This is a genomic window from Bradyrhizobium sp. AS23.2 (assembly GCF_001908185.1).
Classification (GTDB): Bacteria; Pseudomonadota; Alphaproteobacteria; order Rhizobiales; family Xanthobacteraceae; genus Bradyrhizobium.
Genome location: NZ_LGHM01000153.1, coordinates 1 through 18,957 on the forward strand (window position 1 = coordinate 1; position 18,957 = coordinate 18,957).

General features: G+C 64.4%; 18 protein-coding genes, 1 tRNA gene and 1 pseudogene. 10 read left to right on the top strand and 10 right to left on the bottom strand.

The annotated features are described in order from the left end of the window. Positions 1-261: 261 nt before the first annotated feature. From AC630_RS30585 to AC630_RS30620, 8 genes and pseudogenes are all read right to left on the bottom strand, one after another. Positions 262-1,260, bottom strand: coding sequence for a cation diffusion facilitator family transporter (locus tag AC630_RS30585; RefSeq protein WP_074122200.1), 999 nt, complete (start codon positions 1,258-1,260; stop codon positions 262-264). A gap of 2 nt (positions 1,261-1,262) precedes the next feature. Next, positions 1,263-4,473: pseudogene (locus tag AC630_RS30590) on the bottom strand (efflux RND transporter permease subunit). Next, the gene (gene ihpB / locus AC630_RS30595) at positions 4,466-5,443 is read right to left on the bottom strand and encodes a divalent metal ion exporter adaptor subunit IhpB (RefSeq protein WP_074122201.1); all 978 of its coding nucleotides are present in this window, start codon (positions 5,441-5,443) and stop codon (positions 4,466-4,468) included. Before ihpB ends, AC630_RS30590 begins: the two are co-directional and overlap by 8 nt. Further along, positions 5,440-6,714: a divalent metal ion exporter subunit IhpA gene (gene ihpA / locus AC630_RS30600; RefSeq protein WP_074122202.1), complete on the bottom strand. Its 1,275-nt coding sequence runs from the start codon at positions 6,712-6,714 to the stop codon at positions 5,440-5,442. Before ihpA ends, ihpB begins: the two co-directional genes overlap by 4 nt. A gap of 55 nt (positions 6,715-6,769) precedes the next feature. After that, complete coding sequence (locus AC630_RS30605) at positions 6,770-7,132, bottom strand: hypothetical protein (RefSeq protein WP_074122203.1); 363 nt, start codon at positions 7,130-7,132, stop codon at positions 6,770-6,772. A gap of 120 nt (positions 7,133-7,252) precedes the next feature. After that, on the bottom strand, positions 7,253-7,483 hold the full coding sequence (locus AC630_RS30610; RefSeq protein ID WP_074122204.1) for a hypothetical protein: 231 nt from the start codon (positions 7,481-7,483) through the stop codon (positions 7,253-7,255). Positions 7,484-7,793: 310 nt separating this feature from the next. After that, positions 7,794-9,044 (bottom strand): peptidase T, encoded by a 1,251-nt coding sequence (gene pepT, locus AC630_RS30615; RefSeq protein WP_074122205.1) that lies wholly within the window; start codon positions 9,042-9,044, stop codon positions 7,794-7,796. 101 nt (positions 9,045-9,145) lie between these two features. Continuing rightward, on the bottom strand, positions 9,146-9,445 hold the full coding sequence (locus AC630_RS30620) for an HU family DNA-binding protein (RefSeq protein ID WP_074122206.1): 300 nt from the start codon (positions 9,443-9,445) through the stop codon (positions 9,146-9,148). A 236-nt stretch (positions 9,446-9,681) separates the two neighbouring features. On the opposite strand from AC630_RS30620, the gene AC630_RS30625 reads away from it, so the two are divergent. Beyond that, a tRNA-Asp gene (locus AC630_RS30625) sits at positions 9,682-9,758 on the top strand. Between the two features lie 127 nt (positions 9,759-9,885). Here AC630_RS30625 and AC630_RS30630 read toward each other — a convergent pair. After that, positions 9,886-10,086, bottom strand: coding sequence for a hypothetical protein (locus tag AC630_RS30630; protein WP_074122207.1), 201 nt, complete (start codon positions 10,084-10,086; stop codon positions 9,886-9,888). Between the two features lie 44 nt (positions 10,087-10,130). Further along, positions 10,131-10,469, bottom strand: a complete 339-nt coding sequence (locus AC630_RS30635; protein ID WP_245330566.1) for a hypothetical protein — start codon at positions 10,467-10,469, stop codon at positions 10,131-10,133. Positions 10,470-10,613: 144 nt separating this feature from the next. On the opposite strand from AC630_RS30635, the gene AC630_RS30640 reads away from it, so the two are divergent. The 9 genes from AC630_RS30640 (at position 10,614) to AC630_RS30675 (ending at position 18,950) form a co-directional block, all read left to right on the top strand. Further along, positions 10,614-11,129 carry a MarR family winged helix-turn-helix transcriptional regulator gene (locus AC630_RS30640; RefSeq protein WP_074122208.1) on the top strand — a complete coding sequence of 172 codons (516 nt, stop codon included), beginning with the start codon at positions 10,614-10,616 and terminating at the stop codon, positions 11,127-11,129. 186 nt (positions 11,130-11,315) lie between these two features. Continuing rightward, a complete protein-coding gene (locus tag AC630_RS30645; RefSeq protein ID WP_074122209.1) occupies positions 11,316-13,571 on the top strand; it encodes a TonB-dependent siderophore receptor in 2,256 nt (751 codons plus the stop codon). A 22-nt stretch (positions 13,572-13,593) separates the two neighbouring features. Next, positions 13,594-14,730, top strand: a complete 1,137-nt coding sequence (locus tag AC630_RS30650) for a PepSY-associated TM helix domain-containing protein (RefSeq protein WP_074122210.1) — start codon at positions 13,594-13,596, stop codon at positions 14,728-14,730. Beyond that, on the top strand, positions 14,727-14,960 hold the full coding sequence (locus AC630_RS44440; protein ID WP_143198449.1) for a hypothetical protein: 234 nt from the start codon (positions 14,727-14,729) through the stop codon (positions 14,958-14,960). The genes AC630_RS30650 and AC630_RS44440 overlap by 4 nt, the downstream gene beginning before the upstream one ends. Positions 14,961-15,207: 247 nt before the next feature. Further along, on the top strand, positions 15,208-15,573 hold the full coding sequence (locus AC630_RS30655; protein WP_008136158.1) for an NADH-quinone oxidoreductase subunit A: 366 nt from the start codon (positions 15,208-15,210) through the stop codon (positions 15,571-15,573). Beyond that, positions 15,564-16,151 carry a NuoB/complex I 20 kDa subunit family protein gene (locus tag AC630_RS30660; protein WP_074122211.1) on the top strand — a complete coding sequence of 196 codons (588 nt, stop codon included), beginning with the start codon at positions 15,564-15,566 and terminating at the stop codon, positions 16,149-16,151. Before AC630_RS30655 ends, AC630_RS30660 begins: the two co-directional genes overlap by 10 nt. Before the next feature lie 11 nt (positions 16,152-16,162). Continuing rightward, positions 16,163-16,774 (top strand): NADH-quinone oxidoreductase subunit C, encoded by a 612-nt coding sequence (locus AC630_RS30665; protein ID WP_074122212.1) that lies wholly within the window; start codon positions 16,163-16,165, stop codon positions 16,772-16,774. Between the two features lie 2 nt (positions 16,775-16,776). Continuing rightward, positions 16,777-17,973 (top strand): NADH-quinone oxidoreductase subunit D, encoded by a 1,197-nt coding sequence (locus AC630_RS30670; RefSeq protein WP_074122213.1) that lies wholly within the window; start codon positions 16,777-16,779, stop codon positions 17,971-17,973. After that, positions 17,973-18,950 (top strand): FkbM family methyltransferase, encoded by a 978-nt coding sequence (locus tag AC630_RS30675; protein WP_074122214.1) that lies wholly within the window; start codon positions 17,973-17,975, stop codon positions 18,948-18,950. The genes AC630_RS30670 and AC630_RS30675 overlap by 1 nt, the downstream gene beginning before the upstream one ends. Positions 18,951-18,957 lie beyond the last annotated feature (7 nt).

An 18,957-nucleotide genomic window follows, 5' to 3' on the forward strand; every position in this document is an offset into this window, starting at 1 on the left:
TACTTCGACGTATCCATCCCAATGCGGATAATCTGGCTCACGGACGGCTCCTGTGAATGAGTTTCTGACAACCTCATTCTGGCACACTGATGCCGTAGGGGGCCGTCCACCCCATCAACCACAGGGAGGAGTGGTGGCGCGTGCTGCCAACTCCGAGTCTTCGCAAAACTACTCCCTGTGGTTATGGGTCCCGGATCAGCGCTCCGCTTCGCTGCGCTTGTCCGGGACGACACCGGAGATTGGAGCCGCCACGTAGCTCGTCTAAACCACATCATCCGGCGCCAGCGCGCATCCATTGTCGGGATGCGTCTCGACCTGAAGGGTGGTGTGGCCGATGCGGAATGACGTCTTGAGCAGCTGCGCCGTCTCCATCAGGAACGCATCGACCGCGCCAGCGGGCATGACGAGATGGCAGGTCAGCGCCGTCTCGGTGGTCGAGATCGGCCAGACGTGGAGATCGTGGATCGCAGCGACACCCGGCCGTGCCAGCAGGAACGCCCTGATCGCGGCGAGGTCGGTGCCCCTTGGCGCTGCCGCCATCGACATGTCGATGGAGCTGCGGAGCAGGCTGGTCGTGCTCCAGAGGATGGCGGCGCAGATGACGAGGCCGGTCACGGGATCGAGCCAGAGCCAGCCGGTCCAGATGATCAGCGCGGCCGAGACGACGACGCCGAGCGAGACCGCGGCGTCGGCGGCCATGTGCAGATAGGCGCCTTCGATGTTGATGTCGTCCTTGCGTCCGCTCGCGAACAGCATGGCGGTGAAACCGTTGATGAGGATGCCGATGCCGGCGACCACCATCACGGTCACACCCGCGATCGGCTCTGGCTCGCGCAGGCGCAGGATCGCCTCCCAGCCGATCGCGCCGGTCGCGACCAGCAGGAACACCGCGTTCGCGAGCGCCGCCAGGATGGTGGAGGCGCGCAGGCCGTAGGTGAAGCGACCGCTCGGCGCCCGCCGGGCTGCGACCGAGGCGCCCCAGGCCACGACCAGGCCGAGCACATCGCCGAGATTGTGGCCGGCGTCCGCGAGCAGGGCGGTGGAGTTGCCGATATAGCCATAGACCGCTTCGGCCACGACCAGCGCCGTGTTGAGCGTAATGCCGATCGCGAATGCTTTGCCGAAATTGGCGGGCGCATGGACATGCGCGTTGCCAAGACCATGATCATGGCCATGAGCATGACTGTGGTCATGACCATGACCATTGTCGTGCCCGCTACGGTCATGTTGGTGATGACCGTGATGGTCGTGGTTGCCCACGTCTATCGCCCCTCGGAAGTTGCCAAATCAGGCGCCATTGTAGGCGTTTCGCTTGCTGCGTCACGACGGAACAGCACATAGAGCGCCGGCAGCACCAGGAGCGTCAGCACGGTCGAGGAGATGATGCCGCCGATCACCACGGTGGCAAGCGGCCGCTGCACTTCGGCGCCGGCGCCGGTCGCCAGCGCCATCGGCACGAAGCCGAGGGAGGCGACCAGCGCGGTCATCAGCACTGGACGCAGGCGGGTCAGTGCGCCCTCGCGCACGGCATCCGCAATGGGGCGGCCCTCGCTGCGCAGCCGCTCGATGAAGGCGATGATGACGAGGCCGTTGAGCACGGCGACGCCCGACAGCGCGATGAAGCCGACGCCGGCGCTGATCGACAGCGGAATGCCGCGCAGCAAGAGCGCCGCGACGCCGCCGGTCAATGCCAGCGGCACGCCGGAGAACACGAGGGCCGCATCCGCCGCCGATCCCATGCCCATGAACAGCAGCACGAACACCAGCAACAGCGCGACCGGCACGACAATCGTCAGCCGCTTGGTGGCCGAGACCAGTTGCTCGAACTGTCCGCCCCAGCCGATCCAGTAGCCCGGCGGCAGCTTGATCTTCTCGGCAACCGCCGCTTCGGCCTCGGCGACGAAGGACCGCAAATCGCGCCCCCTGACGTTGGCCATCACCACAACCCGGCGCTTGCCGTTCTCGCGGCTGATCTGGTTCGGCCCCGGCGCAATCTCGATCGCTGCAACGGAGGAGAGGGGCACGTAGCGCAGCGCCGTACTTCCACCCGGCCACGCGGTTTTCGTAATGGCCGCCATGTCCTCGCCCGGCGGCAGCGGGATCGGCAGCGATTTGATCGCGTCCGGATCGGCCCGCAGGCTTTCGGGCAGGCGGACCACGATGTCGAAGCGGCGATCGCCCTCGAACAGCTTTCCGACCGGCTTGCCGCCAACCGCGATCTCGACGAGGCTTTGCACCTCGCTGAGACTGAGGCCGTAGCGCGACAGCGCCTGGCGGTCGAGCTTGACGGTGAGGATCGGCAGGCCCGCGATCTGCTCTGTCTTCACGTCGGCCGCGCCCTCGATGCCACGGATCACGCCGTTGACCTGCTGGGCGATTCCCGCGAGCACGTCGAGATCGTCGCCAAAGATCTTGACGCCGACGTCGCTGCGGATGCCGGCGATGAGTTCGTTGAAGCGCATCTGGATCGGCTGGGTCATGCTATAGGCGGAGCCTGGCAGGGTGTTGGCGGCGCGTTCGAGCTCGGCGACCACCTCGTCCTTCGGCTTGGCGGGATCGGGCCATTCGTAGCGCGGCTTCAGCGTGACATAGGTGTCGGCGACGTTCGGCGGCATCGGGTCGTTGGCGATCTCGGCGGTGCCGATTTTGGAGAAGATGGTCGCCACCTCCGGCACCTGCTTGACCGCCTTCTCCAGACGGATCTGCATGTCGACGCTCTGGGTCAGGCTGGTGCCGGGAATCCGGATGGTCTCGATGGTGATGTCGCCCTCGTCGAGGCTCGGAATGAACTCGCCGCCCATCCGCGTTGCGGCAAACAGGCTGCCGGCGACGATCAGCACGGCACTGAGCGCGACGCTGCGGCGATATCGGATGGTACGGTCGAGCAGCGGAACATAGAACCGCATGGCCGCCCGCATAAAGACGTTCTCCTTCTCCGAGACCTTTCCGGTGACGAAAATCGCGATAGCGGCCGGAACGAAGGTGACCGACAGCAGCGCCGCGCCCGCGAGCGCCATCAGCACGGTCAGCGCCATCGGCGTGAACATCTTGCCCTCGGTTCCGGTCAGGGTGAGAACCGGCAGATAGACCACGGCAATGATCAGCGTGCCGAACAGGCTCGGCTTGATGACCTCGCTGCTGCCGTCGCGGACCGTCTGGAGGCGTTCGTCCAGTGTCAGAAGCCGGCCGCGCCTGTGCTGCGCCACGGCGAGGAGCCGCAGGCAGTTCTCGACGATGATGACCGCGCCGTCGACGATGATGCCAAAGTCGATTGCGCCGAGACTCATCAAATTGGCGCTGACCTTGCTCTCGACCATGCCCGTTATCGCGAACAGCATCGACAGCGGGATGACGCAGGCGGTGATCAGTGCGGCGCGGATATTGCCGAGGATCAGGAACAGCACCGCGATCACCAGCGCCGCGCCCTCGACGAGGTTCTTCTCGACGGTCTGGATGGTCGCTTCGACCAGATGCGTGCGGTCGTAGACCGCGCGCGCGATCACACCGTCGGGCAGCGATTTTGCGATATCCTTGAGGCGCGCCGACACGCGCTGGGCCACGGTGCGGCTGTTCTCGCCGATGAGCAGCATGGCGGTGCCGAGCACGGTCTCGCTGCCGTTCGCCGTCGCCGCGCCGGTGCGCAGGTCCTGGCCCTCCTGGACCTCGGCGACGTCGCCGATGCGCACGGGCACGCCGCCGCGCGAGCCGATCACGATGTCGCGGATCTCGGCGATATCAGCGACCTGGCCGGGGGTGCGGACCAGATATTGCTCGCCGTTGCGCTCGATATAGCCGGCGCCGACATTGGCGTTGTTGGCGGCGAGCGCCGTCATGATGTCGCGGAAGCCGAGACGGTAGGCCATCAGCCGGCCGGGGATCGGCAGTACGTGGAATTGCCGCTCATAACCGCCGATCGAGTTGACCTCGATGACGCCGGGAATGGTGCGCAGTTGCGGCTTGATGATCCAATCCTGGATGGTGCGCAGCTCCGTCGGCGTGAACTCGGCGCCTGCGGGCGATTTCGCGCCGGCCCTGGCCTCGACGGAGTAGACATAGATTTCGCCGAGTCCGGTCGAGATCGGCCCCATCGCAACCTCGGTGCCGGCCGGAAGCTGGTCTTTCGCCTGCTGGATGCGCTCGTTGACCAACTGTCGCGCGAAATAGATGTCGGTGCCGTCCTGGAACACGACGGTGACCTGGCTCAGGCCATAGCGCGAGATCGAGCGGGTGTAGTCGAGCTTCGGCAGGCCCCCCCATCGCGGTCTCGATCGGGAAGGTGATGCGCTGCTCGGCTTCGAGCGGCGACAGGCCCGGCGCGCGCGTGTTGATCTGGACCTGAACGTTGGTGACATCAGGGACCGCGTCGATCGGCAGGCGCGTGAAATTCCAGGCGCCGAAGGCGCCGGCGGCAAGTGCGATCAGAACCACCAGCCAGCGCTGGCGGACCGAGAAGGTGAGCAGGGCGTCAATCATGGTCGGCCTCTCCCTTGCCCATCTCCGCCTTCACGACAAAGCTGTTCTCGGCGACATAGCGCTCGCCGATGGAAAGGCCGGCGCGGATTTCGACGAACTTCGGATCGGAATCGCCTGTTTCCACGGGGCGCGCCTCGATCTTGTCGCCGTCCTCGCGGACGAACACGATGGTCCGGTTCTCCAGCGTCTGGATCGCGCTTCGGCGCACGGCGACCGCGACGTTGCGGGCAGCGAGGATCAGCCGCGCCGTGACGAACAGGCCGGGCCGGAGCCGGCCTTCCGGATTTTGCAGCACAACGCGCGCGAGCGCCGTCTGGGTCTCGCTGCTGCCGATCGGCGCCATGTAGGTGATCGTGCCCTTGATCTCGCCGCGGCCGTCGTCGGGATCGATCAGCACTTCGTCGTTGAGGCGAACGCGCCGGAGGTCCTGCCGGTAGATCGACAGATCGACCCAGATGGTGGAGAGGTCGGCGACGACGAAGGCCGGCTTCTGTTCGGAGGCGTATTCGCCGAGCGAGATCTGCCGCTCGATGATGGTGCCGGCAATGGGCGCCCTGAGCTCGTAGACGGTAAGGCTCTGGTTGCTCTCGATCGTGGCGAGCAGGTCGTCCTTGGCGACCTTGTCGCCGATGCGCTTCAGGATCGATTTGGCGACGCCCGGAAAGCGCGGCGTCACCTGCACGACGGCTTCCTGGTTGGCGCGCAGGATGCCGTTGAAGGCGAGCGTATCGGTCAGCGTGGCGCCCGCGGCCTCCGCCAGTGTCACGCCGGCGGCCGCGAGCTTGACGTCGGAGATGCGGATGCGGTCTGCGCCGTGCTCGTCCTGCTCGACATGGTCGTTCGGCTTCTCCGGCTTGTTGTCCGCGGCATGTTCGGTGGGCGCAACCTTGGCCGGGGTGAGCAGGGAATAGCCCCAGGCGCCCAGCGCGGCGGCTACGACGGCGACGAGGATGGTGGAGGATGTCTTCATCGTGCGCTCTCCCGGGCCAGCGCAAAGGGATTGCCGACGAGGCCTTCAATGGTCGCGACGCCGGCGTGGAAATTCTGCAGCGCCTCCTGCTCGCGCAGCCGCGCCTGGGCAACGCTCGCCTGGGCGTCGAGCACTTCGAGCAGGGTGAAGCGGCCCTGGCCGTAGCCCTGCGAGATCGCCTCCGCAGCTTCGGTCGCCTTGGGAATCGCGGTCTCGCGCAACACGGCGAGCTCGCGCAGCGAGCCCTGAAGCGAGTCATAGGCGCGGCCGGCGATCACGATCAGCGTGTTGCGGTTGGCTTCGCGCTCGGCTTTGGTCTTGGCGAGGCTTTCCTGCGCCGACAGGATGTTGCCCTGGTTCTGGTCGAACACTGGGATCGGCACCGAAACGGTCAGGCGTACCGCATCGTCATTGGTCTCGTTGAAATGGCGCCAGCCCGCGGCGATCCGCACGTCGGGATAAGGCCTGAGCCGAGCCAGCAATAGTTCTGAATTTCGCTGCGCATAAACCGCGGTCCAGCGCACCAGCTGCGGATTGGCATCGATGGCGGCAACGACCGACTGGAACGAGGGGGGCCGTCCCATGGTGTCCAGCCGACCGGAGACCTCACCGAACTTCGCCGCGGGATCGCCCATCAGAACCGCAAGCTCGCGGCGGGCGCTGGCGAGCGTGGCCTTCAAGCGCTCGCGGTCGGCCTTCACCAGGGCGGAGGCGACTTCAGCGCGGCCGGTCTCGGCCGGTGAGGAGGCGCCGGCCTCGACGCGGCGGCGCAGGAGCGGCGTCAGCCGGTCGATCGCGGTGATCTGCTCGTCGAGGATCTGGATCCGCCTCTGCGCCCCGAGCACGCTGAGAAAGGCGATCGCGGTCTCCGACAGCACCTCTAACCTGACAGCCTTGCGCTGGATCGCAGCGACCTCGACGCCGGCCGCGCCGGCTGCGATCCGCGCATCGCGCTTGCCGAACAGTTCGAAGGCCTGGCTGATCTGAAGCGTGGTCTCGGCTGATTTGGTGCCGCGATAGATGCCGGAGCCGAACGAATTGTCCTGTTCATAGGACAGTTCCGGATTGAGGAGGGCTCCTGCCTGGATGCGCTGGCCCGTGGCAATGCCGACGTCGCGCTGCGCCGCGGTCAGGCGCGGGCTTGCGGCGAGCGCGCGCGAGAGCGCCGCGCGCATGGTCAAGGTCTGGGCGTCGGAAGGCAGCACCAGGAATGGGCTGATGAGAATAGCCGTCGCGCACGCCATGCGCGCGGCCGTTCGCCTGCAAAACATGAATAGGACCTGTGAGGGAGATTCGATGGGCGCGCGCAGCGTCCGGCTGATCCGTTCAGCTCAGATGCTTGGGAGGCGGGGAGTCGGTGTCTGGGACGATACCCACGAGGCGGGACTCGGGCTGCGGGTGCGAGGTAGACGCAAGCGCGATCGATGCGGCCGACGGCGCCGGCTGCGCCATCGTCACCGAGAAGCAGCCATGGCAATGATGGCCGCCGAGGGCCTTGTGATCGCTGTGGTCACTGGAGCCATCGAGGACCGCAGCGATCTCCGGGCCGCCGGCGGGCGTGGTGACGTCGATGTCGTGCAGGCCGTGCAGCGCGCCCGCAAGCAGATAGACGGCTGCTATCAGGACAGACAGCAGCGCACGCCAGTTGCGCGGGCGGCTAAATCCTGAGGGCTGGCGGCAGGCGAGCACGATTTCACTCTCGTTGCGGTCTGCGCTCGGCCTAGCATGGCGGCGGGAACAGTGTCGACCCGCAACATTGTTACGTCCCTGGATTAATCGCCGCAGTAGCGAGTGCGTTGTGAGTGCTTCTCATTGGCGAGTAATCACGCGCGGATGTGAGGCGAAGGTGTCAGTTGCCGCTGCGCGAACATGGTGCGTGTCGTCGGCTTCCACCGTGATGGCGGCACGACAACTCGCTTCCATGGCCTGCTCCAGCCATTTGATGGCTTCATCGATCCATTGGTCGTGGTGCTCGGGATCGGCGATGGCCTTCTCCCGGAATGCATTGGCCTGATGCAGGCACGCCGTTCTGCGGTCCACGCGGTGCTCCCGATCTCGAGGTTCCGCCCCGATCGCATGTTTGATGAGCCCGGCGCCGGCGTCGTTAACATAGGACAGGAAGTCTCAAAAACGGGAAGGCCCCAGCCCGGGGCTCACCGGCAGAGGCCTTCTGTGCTCACAATCTTCATCCTTTGGGACTTGTGCGGACAACCCGCATCTTGCTGGTTCGTTCCCGTCGGCTGGCGAAATTAGGAACATTCGTCAGGTCCCTCATTAGCGACCGGGAGCGTTTGAGGAGGATGGGACCATGATGGCCGGGAGCACGCCCGGCCATTGTTGTGCCGAGAGGCTACGCTTTTTCCTCCCAGATCATCGCGAGATGCACGATGGTCTGCGCGGCCTTCTCCATGTCCTGCCGGCTGACCCATTCGAGGCGCGAGTGGAACGCGTGCTCGCCGGCAAAGATGTTGGGGCAGGGCAGGCCCATGAAGGACAGGCGCGAGCCGTCGGTGCCACCGCGGATCGCGGTGCGCATCGGACGCAGCCCGGCCCGGCGGATCGCCTCGATGGCGTATTCGAGGATGTGCGGGTGACGATCGATCACCTGCTTCATGTTGCGGTACTGCTCCTTCACCTCGAACTTGTAGGTCGAGCGCGGATAGTCCTTCATCACGTCCTTGACGACGCCCTCGAGCAGGGCCTCCTTCTCCTTCAGCCCTTCCTCGGTGAAGTCGCGCACGATGAAGGAGAGCGTCGCCTGCTCCAGCGCGCCGTCGATGCCGATCGGATGCAGGAAGCCCTGCTTGCCCGAGGTCGTTTCCGGCGAGCAGCCTTCCTTGGGCAGGCGCTCGACGATGGCGGCTGCGATCTTGATCGCGTGCTCCATCTTGCCCTTGGCATAGCCGGGATGGACACTGACGCCGTTGATGGTGATGGTCGCGCCGTCGGCGGAGAACGTCTCGTCCTCGACGCTGCCCGCGCTCTCGCCATCCATGGTGTAGCCGAAATCGGCGCCAAGCTTCTTCAGATCGACATTGTCGACGCCGCGGCCGATCTCCTCGTCGGGCGTGAACAGGATCTTGATGGTGCCGTGCTTCACATCGGGATTGTTGATGAAGAAATGCGCGGCATCCATGATCTCGGCGACGCCGGCCTTGTTGTCGGCGCCGAGCAGCGTGGTGCCGTCGGTGGTGACGATGTCGTTGCCGATCTGGTTCTTCAGCGCGGGGTGCTCGGCGAAGCGGATCACCTGGCTGTGATCGCCCGGCAGCGTGATGTCGCCGCCGCGATAGTTCTTCACGACTTGCGGCTTGACGTCCTTGCCGGTGACGTCGGGCGAGGTGTCCATGTGCGAGCAGAAGCAGATCACCGGCACCTTCTTGTCGGTGTTCGCCGGGATCGTCGCATAGACATAGCCGTAGTCATCGAGATGCGCGTCGGCGACGCCCATGGCCTTCAGCTCGGTGACGAGCACGCGGCCGAGATCCTTCTGCTTCTCGGTCGAGGGCGAGGCCGGGGATTCCGGATCGGACTGGGTGTCGATGGTGACGTAGCGCAGGAAGCGCTCGGTCACGGTATGCGAAAAGGTGAGGGAGGACATTTCTGGTCAAACCGCCGGGTGAGGGGAAGCAGGCGGTATATCAGAAAAGCGGGCCGCGTTGCGGCCGGACGAGGCCGGATCAGGCTTAACGAAAGGTAGCTTCAGATCGCTTCCTTGAGTTCCTTGACCGGACGGAAGCCGACCTTCTTGCTGGCCTTGATGTGGATCGGCTCGCCGGTTGCGGGATTGCGGCCGGTGCGGGCGGCGCGCTTGCGGACCTGGAGAATGCCGAGCCCGACGATGCGGACGCGGTCGCCCTTCTTCAGGTGCTTGGTGATCAGGTCGACCATGTCGGTGAGCACGGCTTCGGCGTGCTTTTTCGAGAGGTCCTGGCTCTCCGCGATATCAGCGGCGAGGTGCTTGAGCGTGATGGTGGCGGGAGCGGCTGACTTCTTCGCCATGTCTGGCCTCCTCGATTCTTGCCGGGGTCACGGGGCGAGGGCCTCGGAACCACGCAAGTTACGGAAGGCGTAGACGATTCGCGACCGAACCGACTACGCCGCGGGGCTGGAGGAGCCCGTTCGCGCGCGCGACCGACGCGAGGCGGGGAGTATTCCAGATATGGATACCAACGTCCTTGACTTCACTTGGTCCGGCCTTTAAGTCCCCCCTCGTTCCGCAGACATCTACGCGTCACGCGGGAGTAGCTCAGTTGGTTAGAGCGCCGGCCTGTCACGCCGGAGGTCGCGGGTTCGAGCCCCGTCTCTCGCGCCATTTCATGGCGGATGCACCCCTCGATCTCTTTAAAATCAACGGCTTGGCGGGGCACTCTCGTGCGCGCCTTGAATCAAAAGACCGCCCGTAGGCGGTCGTTTGGTGTCAAATCGGACCTTTTTGGTTGTCAGCGAATCTCGGACGAGCCCGCGCTCGTGATCACCACCGGCTTGCCAGCCTTGATGACGTGAGTCGACTGGGCGGTCTGGCTGAAATTGGCGCTGCGCGCTGCGATCCCGAAGCCGGCCACGATGATGCCGGCAACCAGTGCCACCACCACGATCTTCAGGTGGGTCGCACGATCAACGGAATGAATTGAATGGTTCATCTGAGCCTCCCGACGGGCTTTGCCGCCGTTTATGGGCTCTTCTTCTAAGGGCGATCTGTTTCGGGATCGTTTCGCGGGTTCCGCAAAATGGTTTCATCTCCCGCCTGACAGGTTTCGCCGGGCGGCAGGGCCGGGGAGCCGGCCTCAGGCGGCGGCCCGGCCCGTGTCGTCCCGGATCGGGCGGCCCAGACGAACAGGAGGGCTCCCAGTGTGGTCGTGATCGCCGCCGAGAGCAGGGAATAGCGGACGGCGTCAGTGCCATAGCTGCCCCTCAGGGCGTCGTTGACCACGCCGACCGCAAGCGGGCCGACGCCCTGGCCGAAGCAGGTCGCGGTCAGCGCGATGAGCGCGGACGCCAGCGCCCGCATGCTCGGCTTCGCCACCGTCTGCCGTATCCTAATGAAAAATAATTCGATGACAATGTCAGCGATATTCCAAAATGCCTCCTATATTAGCATTTGGATGAGGTTGGGGAGGTTGCGAGGCTCGAACTTGGCGCGCCCCGGCTTTCTTGGCACAGGTGGACCATGAGCCAGACATCGAGCAGGGGCGGGCGCACGTCGTCCGACGCGGACGACAGTCACTCGCCGGCGCCGATTACCGTGATGCTGTCGTCGCGGCTGATGGTGCTGGCCAACCTGCTCAAGCGCGGCGCCATCCTGCGCTACAAGCGCCTCGCCGGATTGTCCTCGGTCGAGTTCGGCCTCGTCGCTTCGCTCGGCCGCCGACCGCCGATGAGCGTGGCGCGGCTCGCCGAATCCGTCGGCCAGGATAAGGGTCAGATCAGCCGCGCGCTCGCGGAACTTGTCTCGCGCAAGCTGATCGCGAAATCGGCGAACCCGAAGGACAGCCGCGAGGTGCTGGTGTCGCTGACCGCGGCTGGGCTCGCCGCGCATGATGCGATCGTCGCCGGCGCGCAGCAGCGCAATCGGCAATTGCTGGAACAATTGAGCAAGGACGAATTCGAGACGCTGCTGGCGCAGATCGATCGCCTCACGGCGGCGGCCGAGAAGATGCTCGAAGCCGAGAAAGTCCAGCGCTGATCTCCAGGCTATCTCCGGAGATATTGGATCGCTTCCAAGAGGCTCTCTAAGAGTCCTTCTAAGATGCATTCAATTAGGGAATTCGCCCGCCCTCACATAAGCGTCACCGCAACGCATGCCGCACGGGGAACGACGGCATGACGCAGCAAATAGACTTCTTGGGGTGGCGCGTTGAACAGTCTTCGTATGCTGCGGTCGGCCGTATTGGCGACCGCGTCCGCTTTTGTATTCGTGCCGCAGGCATCGCTCGCACAGTCATCCGCGCAATCCGGCGCGCAGAACATTCCGTCGGTGACCGTCGCTGCGCCGGAAGCGCGCCGCCGCGCTGCCGCGATTCCTCAGCGCCGCGCGCCGCGGTCGTCGGTGCAGACCGCCGCCAGCCGTAAACCGCAGCCGCAGCGCGACGTCGGCTTCGTCGAGACGCCGCTCGGTCCGGTCAACGGCTACGTCGCCAAGCGCAGTTCCTCGGGCACCAAGACCAACACGCCGATCATGGAGACGCCACAGTCGGTGTCGGTGATCGGCGCGGAGCAGATCCGCGACCAGAAGCCGAACAAGCTCGATGAGGTGCTGCGCTACACCGCCGGCGTGCGCGCCGGAACCTTCGGCGCGGATACGCGCAACGACTGGTGGCTGATCCGCGGCTTCAAGTCCGACGACATCGGACTGTTCCTCGACGGCATGCAGCTTTACTACACGGCCTATGCGAGCTGGAAGCTTCAGCCATTCAATATGGAGCGGGTCGAAGTGCTGCGTGGTCCGTCGGCTGTGCTCTATGGCGGATCGAGCCCGAGCGGCATCGTCAACGTCATCAGCAAGATGCCGCCGGTCGAACCGATCCGCTACATCGAGACCGGCGTCAACAATTTCGGCAACGCCTATGTCGGCTTCGATGTCGGCGGGCCGGTCGCGACACAGCCCGAGAACGGCAAGCTGTTCTACCGCGTCGTCGGCGAGGTGCAGAACGGCGGCACGCAGGTCAACTTCACGCCCGACAACAACTACTTTATCGCGCCGTCCTTCACCTGGAGGCCGGATGCCGACACGACCTTCACGGTCCTTGCATCGGCGTCGAAGCAGGACACCCGCGGCATCAACTTCCTGCCTTACCGGGGCACGGTGACCAACGCGCCGTTCGGCAAGATCCCCACCAGTTTCTTCGCCGGGGATCCAAGCGTCGACAAGTTCACGCGCGAGCAGGAGATGCTCGGCTATCTGTTCGAGCGCAATCTTACGGACGACCTGACATTCCGGCAGAACGCGCGCTTTGCGCATGTCGACCTGACCTATCGCGGCTACGTCGGTTCCGGCTGGTCCGACATCAACACGGCCATGCTCGGCCGTTACAATTGGTATGCGAAGGACACCGCCAACCAGGCCGACCTCGACAACCAGCTGGAGTATCGCTTCAACACCGGTCCGGTGAAGCACACCATGCTGTTCGGGATCGACCTGAAGGGTTACCAGATCGACGATTATCAAGCCTTCGGGTTCGGCGTTCCCCCGATCAACGTCCTCAATCCCGTCTACGGGGGCGCCGAGGTTCCGCTGCCGAGCACTCCTTTCCGAAACTACCTCATCACGCAGAAGCAGGCCGGCACCTATCTCCAGGACCAGATGAAGCTCGGCAACTTCACGCTGGTGCTGAGCGGCCGCAATGATTGGGTCGAGACGACGCAGGCCGCCCGTGACACCGGTGCCGTCGTCGGCCAGCGCGACGACAGCAAGTTCAGCGGGCGTGCCGGGTTGATCTACAATTTCGACAATGGCATCGCGCCCTACGTGGCCTATGCGACGAGCTACAATCCGATCATCGGCCTCAATGCGACGAACCAATTGTTCCTGCCGGAGACCGGCAAGCAGGCCGAAATCGGTCTGAAGGTCGCGCCAAAGGGATTCGATGGATATTTCACGGTCTCAGCCTTCGATCTGGTCCGTCAAAATGTACCGACGACTGCGCCTGTTATCGTGCCGGTCTTGCAAACCCAGACCGGCGAGGTGACCTCGCGCGGTATCGAGATCGAAGCGGCGGCCAATGCCACGAAGGAGTTGAAGCTGATCGGCTCCTTCACCGCCTATCATCTCTTCACCAGCAAGGACCTCGATCCGGCGCTGATCGGCAAGACGCCGACCAACACGCCTCAGACGCTGATCTCCGGCTGGGCGGACTACACCTTCAAGGACGGACCGCTTGCGGGATTTGGTTTCGGCGGCGGCGTCCGCTATGTCGGCTCGTCCTGGGCCGATGCTGCCAACACCCTCGAGGTTCCCTCGGTCGTGCTCGGCGATCTCGCGGTCCATTACGAATGGCAGAACTGGCGCACGGCCATCAACGTGATCAATTTGACCGACAAGATCTACGTCGCGAGCTGCGCGTCGGATACGTCCTGCTTCTACGGCGACCGCCGGCGTGTCACCGCCAGCGTCTCCTACAAGTGGTAAGCACAGGCGAGGGGAGGGCCTCGTGAAGGCGCGCACGGTCAGGCTGTGGTCGGTGGTCCATACCTGGACCAGCCTGATCTCGACCGTCTTCCTGCTGCTGCTCTGCCTCACCGGCCTGCCGCTGATCTTCCACCACGAGATCGATGAGCTCCTGGGCTATGCCCCCCAGCCCGAAGCTCATGCGGGCGCGGTGCGTGCGACGACGCAAGCCGTCGCCGACGCCGCGCTCGCCGCCGATCCCGGGCGGGTGCTGCAATATATCTCCTGGGACAAGGACGAGCCCGGGATCGTGACCGCGTTCACCAACAGCGCCGTCGACGGGCTGCCGGACGATACGACCGTGCGTGCCTTCGATGCGGTGTCGACCAAGCTGCTCGGACCGGTCGGCATCGGGCCGATGCTGATCATGCTCAAGCTGCATACCGACATGTTCGCCGGTCAGCCCGGGAAACTGTTCCTCGGCGGGATGGGCCTGTTGTTCGCCATCGCCATCGTCTCCGGCGTGGTGCTGTACTGGCCGTTCACCCGCCGCCTGCGCTTTGCCACCATCCGCGATCACGCCGCGCGCCGCGTGCGCTGGCTGGACTGGCACAATCTGATCGGTGTCGTGACGGTGGCCTGGGCGCTAGTGGTCGGGCTGACCGGCGTCGTCAACACCTGGGCCGAGCTGATGCTCAACCAGTGGAAGGCGACCGAGCTCGCCAGCATGGTCGCGCCCTATGCCGGCAAGCCGCCGCCGTCGCATCTCGCCTCGCTCGATGACGTCGTCGCGCGCGCCAGACAGACGGCTCCCGGCATGGAGGTCGCCTTCATTGCTTTCCCGGGCACGCCATTCACCTCGTCGCATCACTTCGCCGCGTTCATGCGCGGCGACACGGCGCTGACGGCGCGGCTCCTCAAGCCGGTCCTGCTCGACGGCGAAACCGGGGAGGTCGCAGACAGCCGGGCGTTGCCGGTTTATCTTCAGGCGCTGCTGATCTCGCAGCCGCTGCATTTCGGCGACTATGGCGGGATGCCGCTGAAGGTGATCTGGGCCGCGCTCGACCTGCTCACGATCGTTGTGATCGGAAGCGGCCTCTACCTCTGGCTGGCGCGGCGGCGCAAGCGCGCGCCCGGCCGTGCCGACGCATTCGCCAGACGAGCCCCGGTCCCGTCGTGACGCATGGCTCCTCTGACCGCTCGCGCCTGTGGATACGTGTCTTTGCTGCACCTATCGTGATCGCGGCCGCGACCATGGCCGGCCTGCTGGCTGCGCTGGTCTGGGGAACAATTGGCCAATATGTCGCCTGGGTGACGGTCGGGGCCCCCGTGCTGGTCGTCGCCTGGGTTTGGATGCGCTGCCGCACTACGAAAACCGAGCAATTTTCACGGGCGGTGCGCGGCAAATAGCTGCCTCGGCCCGTGCGCCGCAATCTCAGAACGGCTGCCCTGCAATACTGTGGCCGCCCTTGCTGGGGTTGGCGATCTGCTCCATACCAGCCGCGGGGTGATTCCGGGATTTTCACCGTTCGGGGAGCGGCAAAGGCCTGAAAACAGCGTGTCTTGCGCCCATTGGTGCACTGCGCTAAGGCTCAGAATAATTCCAAATCGGACGAATCCGTGGCTACCCCGAGGCTATGGGAAAAAGGGCTCGTCAATGAGCGGCATTCTGCAGAACTATCTTCCACTCGTCGTCTTTATAGGTGTAGCGGGCCTTATTGGCCTCGTGCTGCTGATCGCGCCCTTCATCGTGGCGTTCCAGCAGCCGGACCCGGAAAAGCTGTCGGCGTACGAGTGCGGTTTCAACGCCTTCGATGACGCCCGAATGAAGTTCGACGTCCGCTTCTATCTGGTCGCCATCCTCTTCATCATCTTCGACCTCGAGGTGGCGTTCCTGTTTCCCTGGGCGGTGGCGTTCGGCAAGCTTGGCGCGACCGGCTTCTGGTCCATGGTGGTGTTCCTCGCCGTGCTGACGGTCGGGTTCGCCTATGAATGGAAGAAAGGGGCACTGGAATGGGATTGAACCCTGCATCGTCCACAGGTCCGGTTGTTGCGCCGGCCCCCAGGGGCATTCTGGATCCGTCGACCGGCAAGCCGGTCGGGGCCAATGATCCGTTCTTCCTCGAGGTCAATTCCGAGCTGTCCGACAAGGGCTTCTTCGTGGCCGCGACCGACGATCTCATCACCTGGGCGCGCACCGGCTCGCTGATGTGGATGACCTTCGGTCTCGCCTGCTGCGCGGTCGAGATGATGCAGGTGTCGATGCCGCGCTACGACGTCGAGCGCTTCGGCTTCGCGCCGCGTGCCTCGCCGCGCCAGTCTGACGTGATGATCGTCGCGGGCACGCTGACAAACAAGATGGCCCCGGCGCTGCGCAAGGTCTACGACCAGATGCCCGAGCCGCGCTACGTCATCTCGATGGGTTCCTGCGCCAATGGCGGAGGCTACTATCACTATTCGTACTCGGTCGTGCGCGGCTGCGACCGCATCGTGCCGATCGACATCTATGTGCCGGGCTGCCCGCCCACGGCGGAAGCGCTGCTGTATGGCGTGCTGCTGCTTCAGAAGAAGATCCGGCGCACCGGCACCATCGAACGCTAAGGTTTTACGTCATGGACGACGGCAAGCTCGACGCCCTTGGGCAAACGATCGTTAGCGCGCTTCCGGGCGCCGCCACCGGTCATTCGGTGGCCTTCAACCAACTCACGGTTGATGTCGAGGCCAGCAAGATCGTCGAGGTGGTCAAGTACCTCCGCGACGATCCGAACTGCCGCTTCGTCAACATCACCGACGTGACTGCGGTCGATTACCCCTCGCGCGAAAAGCGCTTCGACGTGATCTATCATTTCATGTCACCGACCCTGAACACGCGGATCCGGCTGCGCGTTGCCGCCGACGAGACCACGCAGGTGCCGTCTCTGATCGACGTGTTCCCCGGCGCCGACTGGTTCGAGCGCGAGGCCTACGACCTCTATGGCGTGTTCTTCGTCGGTCATCCCGACATGCGCCGCCTTCTCACCGACTACGGTTTCGAGGGGCATCCGCTGCGCAAGGATTTCCCGACCACCGGGTTCGTCGAGGTCCGCTACGACGACCAGGAGAAGCGGGTGGTGTACGAGCCTGTCAGGCTCAACCAGGAATTCCGCAAGTTCGATTTCCTCTCGCCGTGGGAAGGGGCGGACTATCCGCTGCCCGGTGACGAGAAGGCGGGACCGAAGGCTTGATCATGAACGAGCAACCTGAAAATCTCCGCAACTTCACCATTAATTTTGGACCGCAGCATCCGGCGGCCCATGGTGTGTTGCGTCTTGTGCTCGAATTGGACGGCGAAATCGTCGCCCGTGTCGACCCGCATATCGGCCTTCTTCACCGCGGCACCGAGAAGCTGATCGAGCAGAAGACCTATCTCCAGGCGATCCCGTATTTCGATCGGCTCGACTACGTCGCGCCGATGAACCAGGAGCACGCTTTCTGCCTTGCGGCGGAAAAGCTGCTCGGCATCGAGGTGCCGCGCCGCGGCCAGCTCATCCGTGTGCTCTATTGCGAGATCGGCCGCATCCTGTCGCATCTGCTCAACGTCACCACGCAGGCGATGGACGTCGGAGCGCTCACCCCGCCGCTGTGGGGCTTCGAAGAGCGCGAGAAGCTGATGGTGTTTTACGAGCGCGCCTCGGGCAGCCGTATGCACGCGGCCTTCTTCCGCGTCGGCGGCGTGCATCAGGACCTGCCGCAAAAGCTGGTGGACGATATCGACGCCTGGTGCGATCCGTTCCTGAAGGTGGTCGATGACCTCGATCGCCTGCTCACCGCCAACCGCATCTTCAAGCAGCGCAACGTCGACATCGGCGTGGTGCCGCTGAAGGAAGCCTGGGAGTGGGGCTTCTCGGGCGTGATGGTGCGCGGCTCGGGCGCGGCCTGGGACCTGCGCAAGTCGCAGCCCTATGAGTGCTACGCTGAAATGGATTTCGACATTCCGATCGGCAAGAACGGTGACTGCTACGATCGCTATCTGATCCGCATGGAAGAGATGCGCCAGTCCGTGCGCATCATGAGGCAGTGCATCCAGAAGTTGAACGCGCCGGACGGGAAGGGGCCCGTCGTCGTCGAGGACAACAAGGTCGCTCCGCCGCGTCGTGGCGAGATGAAGCGCTCGATGGAAGCGCTGATCCATCACTTCAAGCTCTACACCGAAGGTGTTCGCGTGCCGGCCGGCGAAGTGTACGCCGCGGTCGAGGCGCCGAAGGGCGAGTTTGGCGTCTATCTCGTGTCTGACGGCACCAACAAGCCCTACAAGTGCAAGATCCGCGCGCCGGGCTTTGCCCATCTCCAGGCGATGGATCACATCTGCCGGGGTCATCTGCTTGCCGACGTCTCGGCGATTCTGGGCTCGCTCGACATCGTGTTCGGAGAGGTCGATCGGTGATGGCGCAGGCGCCAATCCAGTTTGACCGTGCCTCGGGGGCCCTTGAAGGGGCCAACCTGTGGGAGCGGACGGCTGCCTTGGCGCTGGTGACGGGATCGAAGATCTCGTCGCACTTCTCGCATATGGGCTACATCGCCTGCGCGAACCTGCTGCGGAAAACGCTACCGGAGCGCAACATCGCGATCAGGCTAAATCCCGACGCGGTGTTCGAATTCCCGTATGGCGACGGCTACTGGAGCAAGCTGCTCAACCGCTCCTACAATTACGAAGACGAACTCGAGATCCTGTTCGCCGACTCCGTCGATGTCGACTACACGCTGCTCGATTGCGGCGCCAATTACGGCTACTGGTCGGTGCTGGTCTCGAGCAAGCCGTTCGGATCGCACAAGGCGATTGCGATCGAGCCGTCGGGGCAGAACTATCCGAAACTCGCCAACAATGCGCGCGTCAACGGCAACCGCTTCGAGACCATGAAATGCGCGATCGGCGCGGCCCGCGGCACCGCGCGGCTGTCCGGTACCAAGCACGAGGCCTTCAGCATCGCTGGTGATGCGTCGGCGGGCGGCGAGGAGGTGCCTGTCATCGCGCTCGACAACCTCATCGACGACGGCATGGTCGCGGGCACGGGCCGGTTCCTGATCAAGCTCGACGTCGAAGGCGTCGAGATCGAAGCGATCAAGGGAGGCGCCCGGCTGCTCGAGGCCGACAGCGTGATCATGTGCGAGGAGCACGGAAGCGACCGTTCTCATTCCGTGTCGCGCTACATCCTCGAACAGACCCCGCTGAAGCTGATCGTGTTCGATCCGCGCAGCAACCGGATGGAGACCGTGACCGAGCTGTCGATCCTCGACCGCATCAAGGTCTCGACCCACGTCGGCTACAACGTTTTCGGCACCGCAAGCGCATTCTGGCAGGACAGGATCGAAGCCCTGAATGCCAAGAACCTGAATGCGAAGACCACGCGCCGTATGCAGTGAGAGATAA